8 protein-coding genes and 1 pseudogene are annotated in these 7,454 nt (G+C 65.5%); 5 read left to right on the top strand and 4 right to left on the bottom strand.

Going from position 1 to position 7,454, the window contains the following annotated elements; translation table 11 throughout:
- Nucleotides 1-140: 140 nt before the first annotated feature.
- The 4 genes and pseudogenes from CRM90_RS20195 to CRM90_RS20180 all read right to left on the bottom strand — a co-directional run bounded on the left by CRM90_RS20195 (nt 141) and on the right by CRM90_RS20180 (nt 3,582).
- Nucleotides 141-1,124, bottom strand: coding sequence for a phosphotransferase family protein (locus CRM90_RS20195; protein ID WP_102808721.1), 984 nt, complete (start codon nt 1,122-1,124; stop codon nt 141-143).
- Nucleotides 1,121-1,906: pseudogene (locus tag CRM90_RS20190) on the bottom strand (SDR family NAD(P)-dependent oxidoreductase). Before CRM90_RS20190 ends, CRM90_RS20195 begins: the two are co-directional and overlap by 4 nt.
- Nucleotides 1,907-1,981: 75 nt before the next feature.
- Entirely contained in the window at nt 1,982-3,088 is a 1,107-nt protein-coding gene (locus CRM90_RS20185) for an NAD-dependent epimerase/dehydratase family protein (RefSeq protein ID WP_102808708.1), read from the bottom strand.
- The gene (locus CRM90_RS20180) at nt 3,088-3,582 is read right to left on the bottom strand and encodes a nuclear transport factor 2 family protein (RefSeq protein ID WP_233209412.1); all 495 of its coding nucleotides are present in this window, start codon (nt 3,580-3,582) and stop codon (nt 3,088-3,090) included. The genes CRM90_RS20185 and CRM90_RS20180 overlap by 1 nt, the downstream gene beginning before the upstream one ends.
- Before the next feature lie 88 nt (nt 3,583-3,670).
- Between CRM90_RS20180 and CRM90_RS20175 the strand changes: the two genes are divergently transcribed.
- The 5 genes from CRM90_RS20175 to CRM90_RS20160 are packed head-to-tail and all read left to right on the top strand — an operon-like array spanning nt 3,671 to nt 7,448.
- Nucleotides 3,671-4,312 carry a TetR/AcrR family transcriptional regulator gene (locus CRM90_RS20175; protein ID WP_102808706.1) on the top strand — a complete coding sequence of 214 codons (642 nt, stop codon included), beginning with the start codon at nt 3,671-3,673 and terminating at the stop codon, nt 4,310-4,312.
- Between the two features lie 26 nt (nt 4,313-4,338).
- The gene (locus CRM90_RS31355; protein WP_286145648.1) at nt 4,339-4,704 is read left to right on the top strand and encodes a TauD/TfdA dioxygenase family protein; all 366 of its coding nucleotides are present in this window, start codon (nt 4,339-4,341) and stop codon (nt 4,702-4,704) included.
- Nucleotides 4,682-5,155 carry a TauD/TfdA dioxygenase family protein gene (locus tag CRM90_RS31350; RefSeq protein ID WP_286145647.1) on the top strand — a complete coding sequence of 158 codons (474 nt, stop codon included), beginning with the start codon at nt 4,682-4,684 and terminating at the stop codon, nt 5,153-5,155. The genes CRM90_RS31355 and CRM90_RS31350 overlap by 23 nt, the downstream gene beginning before the upstream one ends.
- On the top strand, nt 5,155-6,282 hold the full coding sequence (locus tag CRM90_RS20165; protein ID WP_102808705.1) for an LLM class flavin-dependent oxidoreductase: 1,128 nt from the start codon (nt 5,155-5,157) through the stop codon (nt 6,280-6,282). The genes CRM90_RS31350 and CRM90_RS20165 overlap by 1 nt, the downstream gene beginning before the upstream one ends.
- Complete coding sequence (locus CRM90_RS20160) at nt 6,279-7,448, top strand: sulfotransferase family protein (RefSeq protein WP_102808720.1); 1,170 nt, start codon at nt 6,279-6,281, stop codon at nt 7,446-7,448. Before CRM90_RS20165 ends, CRM90_RS20160 begins: the two co-directional genes overlap by 4 nt.
- Nucleotides 7,449-7,454: the final 6 nt, after the last annotated feature.

Genomic DNA, 7,454 nt, shown 5'->3' with positions numbered 1-7,454 from the left:
GACAACGCCGCATCGATCGCGTCGAGCGCCTCACCCACCTCGATCGAAAGCATGTTCGAATTGTATGCCCAACCAACGACAAAAACCGGCGCCAAAATCGATCTGTGGACGAACGCGGAACTGTGGAAAGAACTGCATCGCTACATGATTGGAATGTCCTGGCCGAGATGAGCCGAGGCTCGGGCGAGCAGCCCGGGCAGGCTGGCGGCCATCGCCTCCAGTTCAGGGTCGGGTGAAGGTCGGCGTCGGTTGTGTTTGACGATCAGCGACCAGGTCGCCGTCGATTTGAAACAGGCGAGCGCCTGGAACCACGCCAGCCGAGGCGCGTCGCGCCCCAGCGCATCCTCGTACTCGGCGACCAGTTCCCGCACCGGCGGGGTCGTCCCGCGATGGGGCGTGGCTCGCCGATAGGTGTCCGGGTCGGAGTTGATCAAAAACCAGCCCACGTCGACACGCGGATCGCCGACTGACCAGATCTCCCAGTCGATCACAGCGGTGATGCCCTGCTCGCCGGCCAGCAGGTTGCCCAACCGGAAGTCGCCGTGCACGATCGCAGGCGCGACCGGGGGCGGGGCGGCAACCCGTAGCGCGGACGCAACCTGTTGCCAACCGGGCGCGAGCGCCGGATCCACCGTTTCCAATGTGCGACACCACTTGTCGACTTCCGCCACGGGCGCGACCACGGGCTCCGCGGCGAGGCCGAGCTCGGCAGGGATCAACTCGTGCAGCGCACCCAGTGTCCGTGCGGCGTGACGGAACCGCGCGGCGACAGCGGGCTCGGGACCCGCGTCGTCGGTGTCGAACAGCGGCTCCACCGACGTTCCGGGGGCGAACGACATCACAAACAGCGGTGGGACCTCGGGGGGTTCGCCCGCGTCGTCGAACAGGATCTCCGGTACCGGAACCTGGGTGCCCTCCAGGATTCGGATGATCCTGGCCTGGCGGAGGACATCGCGGTGCGCGATGGGCGCATGACCGGGCGGGGCAACCTTCACCACGACGCGACGATCGGCGAGGTCACCGGCGAAGGTCAGGCTCGACGCCCCACCGGCCAACGGTCGCAGCCCGGAAATCCCCCGGGGGGCAAGACGGGTCTGCAGCTCGTCGAGGAGATCGGTTGTCAGTTCAGTGCGCCGATCTCGCGAAGAAATGTCTGGGTCTGCACGATGCGCCCTGTCACGGTCGACGAGTCGCAGGTACACAACTCCAACGCGGTCCGGGTGATCAGCTCGATGTCCTCGGTATCGGTCTTGGCCAGGTCCAGAGTGCCGGCACCCGGGGTGGCGACAGGGTTGGTCGGCGCGGCGGCGTTCACCGCAATACCGTCGTCGTACAGTTCGGCGGCAAGGCTTTTCGTCATCCGGTTCATCGCGGCCTTGGCCGTGCCGTAGATCCCGAACCCGGCGGTGCGGTCGAACTCGGAGAACGGCGGTCCCGGGGGCAGATCGCCGCCGACCGAGGTGAGGTTGAGCACCCATCCGCGGCCGCGCTCCCGCATGGCAGGGATGGCGAGCTGGGTCAGGTGCAGCGGTGCAACGACGTGCATCTCCAGCATCAACCGGACCCGCCGCGCGGGGAAGCCGTCCAGTGGGCGCAGGAAGGTCACCGCGGCATTGTTGACGACGATGTCGGGGGCGCCGACCTGAGCCACGGCCTCGGCGAACAACCGCTCGCGGTCCGCGGAGTCGGACAGGTCCGCAGCGATGGTGACCGCGGTGCCGCCGGCGTCGGCGATCTCTTGCTGGGTCTGCACCAGTCAGCCGTCGTATTTCGGATCGGGTTCTGCGGTGCGGGCGGTCAGCACCACGGTGGCGCCCTCCGCGGCCAGTCGCTGGGCAATTGCCTTGCCGAGGCCCCGGCTGCTGCCGGTCACCAGTGCCACCTTGCCCGCGCACCGTCCTGACACGTCGGCTCCTCTCGCGACCATCCGAGAACCGGTTCTCGGATATTTGTGTTGCCAGGCCTTCTCGAACTGAGATGCCTAGTTGCCGGCACCGGCCAGGATTTCGGGCCCGTACTTCCCGGCGATGAAGTTCCACGGGTCGGCGTACTTGCCGCGGCCTTCTTGGCGGCGTTGCGCGGCCAGCACCAGCCGCAACGCCGGCCTGATGACCGGTCCGGCCAGTGCGAGAACGGTTTTCAGTGCGCCGCTTTGCGAACCGGATACCCAGGCCACGGTCTCGGACCAGGGGTGCTCTTGAAAGTCCAGCAGCGCTTGGGATTCCGTTGTGTCATACCACCCGGTGAAGCTCCAGCCCCGGTCGTCGTCGGGGTCGCCGGGAAGACTGGCACCGGTCCCCAGTCGGCCCAGCCCCATCGCGGACATCATGTCGTCTTCGACGTCGCGGTGGGTGTGCAGGTGGGTGTCGTCGCCGCCGATCAACAGCACCTTGCCTGCGATGGCCTTGGCGCGGTCCACTCCGTTGGCGAAGGCCAACGCGACATCGCGGGCGTCGACGGTGTGCAACCGGTTGTCGCCGGGAGTGGCCCGCATCAGAACCAGGTAGTCGCTGTTCATCGAGCCTGCGGCATCGGGGGAGATGACACCGGCCAGGCGCAACATCGCGTACGGCAAGCCGCTGTCGGTGATCACCTTCTCGGCCAGCACCTTGTCCTCGCCATACTGGTCGATCGGATTCACCGGTGTCTGCGGAGTGATCAATTCGGGGTAGCGGTAGGGATTGCGGGATCCGTACACCGACGCACTCGACGCGTACACCATCGTCGGCGGCGCAGACAGCGCGGCTGCGCCGTTGACCAGATTGGTGGTACCGCCGACATTGACCCGGCGGGCCAGCTTCGGATTGCGGTACGACGCAGGCGAAAGCATCGCGGCCAGATGCACGATAGCGCTCGGAGAATGCTCGGTGAGCATTCCCTTCACCGCGTCGGCGTCGGTCAGGTCGGCGTACACCGGCAGGAAGGTTCCGGGGTGTGCCGCGGCGGCCAGTCGGGCAGCGACGGTCCGGGACGTCTCGGTCGGCAGATCCGTGGCGACGACGGTGTACCCCCGGTGTAACAGGATTTCTGCCGTGCGCCAGCCGACTTGACCGAACGCTCCGGTGACCAGAACTGTGCGCTGCGACATCAGACCATGCCTCGCTTTCGTGCCAGCCGCGCCGCGAAGTCCCGTAAGCGTGGCGAAATCCGGACAGAGAACAGGGGATTGAACACGTCCTCGCGCAGCCTGGTCAGCGTCGACGTCTTGATCCGCCACTGCCCGTCGGCCTTCTCGTAGGTCTCGTGATAGTGGCCGTATCCCGCGAGGTTGACCCCGGGGGCCAGGCGCACAACATCATTCAGCGCCCAGATACCTGACGCGGTCGTCGGCGAGGTCAGCGCGATCTCGGGGGCGTGCACCTGGTGCACCGTGGGTTGGGAGGGCTTGCCGAGAGTCTTCTTGATGAACGCGACCATGTTGTCGGCGCCGGTGATGAGCACTCCGCCGGACGCGGTGGTGTCGCTGACGAAGTCGTCGGCGAAGACCTCCCGCCAGCCCGCCCAGTCTTTGGTGTCGAGTAGACGGCAGTACCGGGCTTTCAGCTGTTTGATCGCTTCGATGTCCGCTGCCTCGTCGGTCACCGGCATAGGTTAGCGAACTGGCGCTGCGCGGGAGACAGACTCAGACGGTCGCCGCCGATGTGATAGACCGCGACGTAAACTCTCGCGAATGGCAAAGGCATCGCCGGCGCAGCGGCGGGGCGGTCGGCCGACACAGGTGGAGGCCGCCGCCCTTCACCAGCGGCTCAGGGAAGCCGCGGTGCGCACCTTCCTGGAGAACGGCTACGACGCGACCACGATGGTGGCGATCGCCGACGCCGCCGGAATCGCCAAGCCCACGCTGTATGCCCGCTACCCCGACAAGCGTGCCGTGTTCCTCGATGTCATCCCGTGGGCGTTCAGCCGTGCCGTGCCGGTCGACGCGGACGACACCGTCGACAAGAAGGATTTGCGCGCCGCCTTGATCGCCATCGGCCAGGGCGCGCTGCGTCATGCACTTGATCCGGACATCGTGCAGCTGCATCGAATCGCGCGAACTGAAGCGCATCGTTTTCCCGAATTCGCGCTCAGTGCCGACTCTCTGGGCTGGGCACGTCGCCAGCAGCAGGTGATGGATCTGCTGCGGCAACACGTAGCGGCCGGTGCCATCGACGTCGATGACATCGAACTCGCCGCCGAGCACTTCCTGGCAATGGTCGAGGTCCTGCCCGCCCGACTGGCAGATTTCGGCCTTTACCGCAGCCGTAGGGAAGAACGCCGACGTCTGCTGCACGCGGTCGATTTGTTCTTACGCGGAGTTCTATCCCGGTAACTGTACGCCTGTGTATAGTTTCGTCCATGGCATTGTCGGTCGTCGATATCGCACCGGCCATCGCGTCCGAAATCCGGGCGCCCAAGGCGGAGTTGCTCAACGGCGTGCATGCCGACACCATTCGCGACCTCCTCGAACGCCGTGGTGTGCTGGTGTTCCCGGGAATCGGATTCAGTGACTCCGAGCAGATCGAGTTCACGCAGACGCTGGGGACATTCGCACCCGAGCGCACGGGTGAACAGGTCTACTCCGTCACGCTGGACACCAGCATCAACGAGCTGGCCGACTATCTGAAGGGCTCGCTCTACTGGCACATCGACGGGACCATGAACGAGGTGCCGATCCGCGCCTCGTTGCTGTCCAGCAAGGTTGTGCCCGGACGGTTCCGGTGATACCGAGTTCGCCAATACCTACGCGGCCTACGACGCGCTGGACGATCCTGACAAGGATGCGCTCGAATCGCTGCGGGTGATGCACTCGGCGTGGAACACGCTGTTCTACTACGACCCCGAACCCAGCTTCAAGACTCTGCGGACGATGATGGCTATCGGGGATCGCGAGCTGCCACTGGTGTGGACTCACCGCTCTGGGCGCAAGTCGCTGGTGCTGGGTTGCACGGCTCGCCATGTGGTTCACATGGATTTTCGCAAGAGCGTGGAACTGCTTGTCCGACTGCGTGAATGGACCACACGGCCCGAATTCATCTACCGTCACCGATGGTCGGTCGGTGATCTCGTCATCTGGGACAACACCGGCACCATGCACCGGGCAACACCGTACGACCCGCAGTCGGGCCGGTTGCTGCACCGCACCAAGTTGGAGGGCGAGGAGCCGTTCGCCTGATGGACGTCAAGCCCGCCGCGTTCTTGCGCACGACTCTTCCCCTGGACTTGTCGGGTCTCGACGACCTCGACGACGGTCGGTACCACTCGGTCTGGCTGCCCGACCACATGGTGAGCTTCTGGCCGGATTCGCTGTGGACACCGGAATTCACCGACCTGGCCACCGTGTCACCGTCACCCCACCGCCACCTCGACGGCATCGCGGTCGCCGCGGCCGCCGCCGTGCTCACCACCACCGTCCCGCTGGCCACCAGTGTGGTCGACACGGTGCGCCGCCATCCCGCCTCGCTCGCCCAAAGCGCTCTGACCGTCGACCACCTGTCCGGCGGGCGGTTCATTCTGGGTCTCGGCAGCGGTGAGGCGGAGAACATCGTTCCGTACGGTTTTGATTTCGCGAAGCCGGTCAGCCGATTCGAGGAAGCGCTGGAAGTGATTCGGCTGCTGTGGGATAGCCCGGGTCCGGTCGATTTCGAGGGTCGGTTCTACCGGCTCGAACACGCCCGCCTGGACGCCGAACCCTACGAGGGGCGGTTCCCGCCGATCTGGATCGGTGCCAGCGGCCCGCGCATGCTCGAGATCGTCGGGCGCTACGCGGACGGCTGGTGGCCGGCCGGCGCCTGGACACCCGAGCATTACGCGGACATGCTCGCCACGGTGCGCCAGTCGGCCGAACGGGCCGGACGTGATCCACTGGCGATCACCCCGTGCTTCGTGCAGGTCTGCCTGATCGCTGACGACGACGCCGCTCTCGAGCGCATCGTCCGCGCGCCGTTGGTGGCGAGCTTTCTGCTACAGGTATCGGCGCCGGTGTTGCGGCGCTTCGGATTCGACCATCCGATGGGGGAGAACTGGGGCGGATTCCACGACATCACCCCCGCGACGCTCACCCGGGAACGTCTGGTCGAGTTCCTGGCGAAGGTCGAGCCCGAGGCGATCCTCGCGGTCGTACCGCACGGCACACCCAAGCACGTCGCGCGGACCATCAAATCGTATGTGGATGCAGGCTTGAGGGTTCCGAAGATCTTGGATTACAGCGCGATGGCCGGTCTGGAATTCAGCGCCGTGTCGGCAGCCAATGTGCGCCGAACCGAGGATGAGCTGTTGACGTTATGCGGGGTCCGGTCATGAGTGTCCGACTGAATGCCGAAGCCCTACTCGCGCGAGCCCGATCCGAGACGGGTTGCGTTGACTTCGGTGACCCGAGCCTACCGGAGCGGTTCACCCTGGCTGTCGACCACCTCAACGATATCGGCATGGGGGCCAAGGGAATTGCCGAAGCGGAGCGCGTCTGCCACTGGCTGCTGACGTCGCGACTGGAACTGATCGCCGACCGGAGCCGGTTTCCGATCGGCGAGGAGATGATCGACCGGCCGATGTTCGTCACGGGGGAACCGCGCTCGGGTACCACACTGATGCACGCGCTGATGTCGGTCGATCCGCACGGCCGCGCGCTGCGCTTCTGGGAGGTGATGTATCCATCGCCGCCGCCAGGTCTCACCGGCGTCGATGACCCGCGCCGGGCCACAGCAGACGCCGACTGGCGGGAGATCAACACCAAGATGCCCAAATGGCTGCACAGCCATCCGTACAACGACATGCTCGGTGACGGTCTCCCGGAAGACGAACGCACTTGGGCGTTCGATTTCCGGGTGATGACCCCGACCGCGTGGTGGCGAGTGCCGATGCAGACGCTGGTCGGCGGGCTGCCGACCGATCCAGCCGCGCAGTACCGGCTGCACAAGGCGATGCTGCAACAGTGCCAGTACCACCGGCCACGCAAGTACTGGGTGTTGAAGGGATTCCACGGGTTCCGTCTTGAAGCACTCTTCGACACCTATCCTGACGCGAATTTGCTCTGGCTACACCGCGATCCGGTTCAGGTCGCCGCATCGCGCACCATGATGATGGCCGACATTCTCGAGGGCATCGTCGGGCCCGTCGACCTGCAGGCGGCCGCAAAAATGCACCTTGAACTGACCCGGGACAGCGTCGCCAACACGATGAGCGCCCCGCTGGTGGACGACCCGCGGATCATGCACGTTCCATACCTCGATTTCATCGCGGATCCCGTCGCGACCGCACGGAACTATTACGCCTTCTGCGGACGGGATCTCACCGGTGAGGCCGAGGTTGCTATGTGTACCTACCTGGCCCAGAATCGCGGCGACCGATACGGCAAGTTCCGCTACTCCACCTCGCTGCTGACCGACATCGGCGAGGACCTCGACGATCTGCACGCCGAGTTCGCACCGTTTCGGCAACGGTTCAACGTTGCCATCGAGAAGCGGGACTGACCGGTC

The organism is Mycobacterium sp. ENV421 (assembly GCF_002887815.1).
Taxonomy (GTDB): domain Bacteria; phylum Actinomycetota; class Actinomycetes; order Mycobacteriales; family Mycobacteriaceae; genus Mycobacterium.
This window is presented reverse-complemented; position numbering and strand designations above follow the sequence as displayed.

What these genes read in the sequence shown, in the direction of transcription:
- CRM90_RS20185 (WP_102808708.1), bottom strand. Translation starts at nt 3,088, where the DNA reads ATGTCGCAGCGCACAGTTCTGGTCACCGGAGCGTTCGGTCAAGTCGGC.
- CRM90_RS20175 (WP_102808706.1), top strand. Translation starts at nt 3,671, where the DNA reads ATGGCAAAGGCATCGCCGGCGCAGCGGCGGGGCGGTCGGCCGACACAG.
- CRM90_RS31355 (WP_286145648.1), top strand. Translation starts at nt 4,339, where the DNA reads ATGGCATTGTCGGTCGTCGATATCGCACCGGCCATCGCGTCCGAAATC.
- CRM90_RS20165 (WP_102808705.1), top strand. Translation starts at nt 5,155, where the DNA reads ATGGACGTCAAGCCCGCCGCGTTCTTGCGCACGACTCTTCCCCTGGAC.
- CRM90_RS20160 (WP_102808720.1), top strand. Translation starts at nt 6,279, where the DNA reads ATGAGTGTCCGACTGAATGCCGAAGCCCTACTCGCGCGAGCCCGATCC.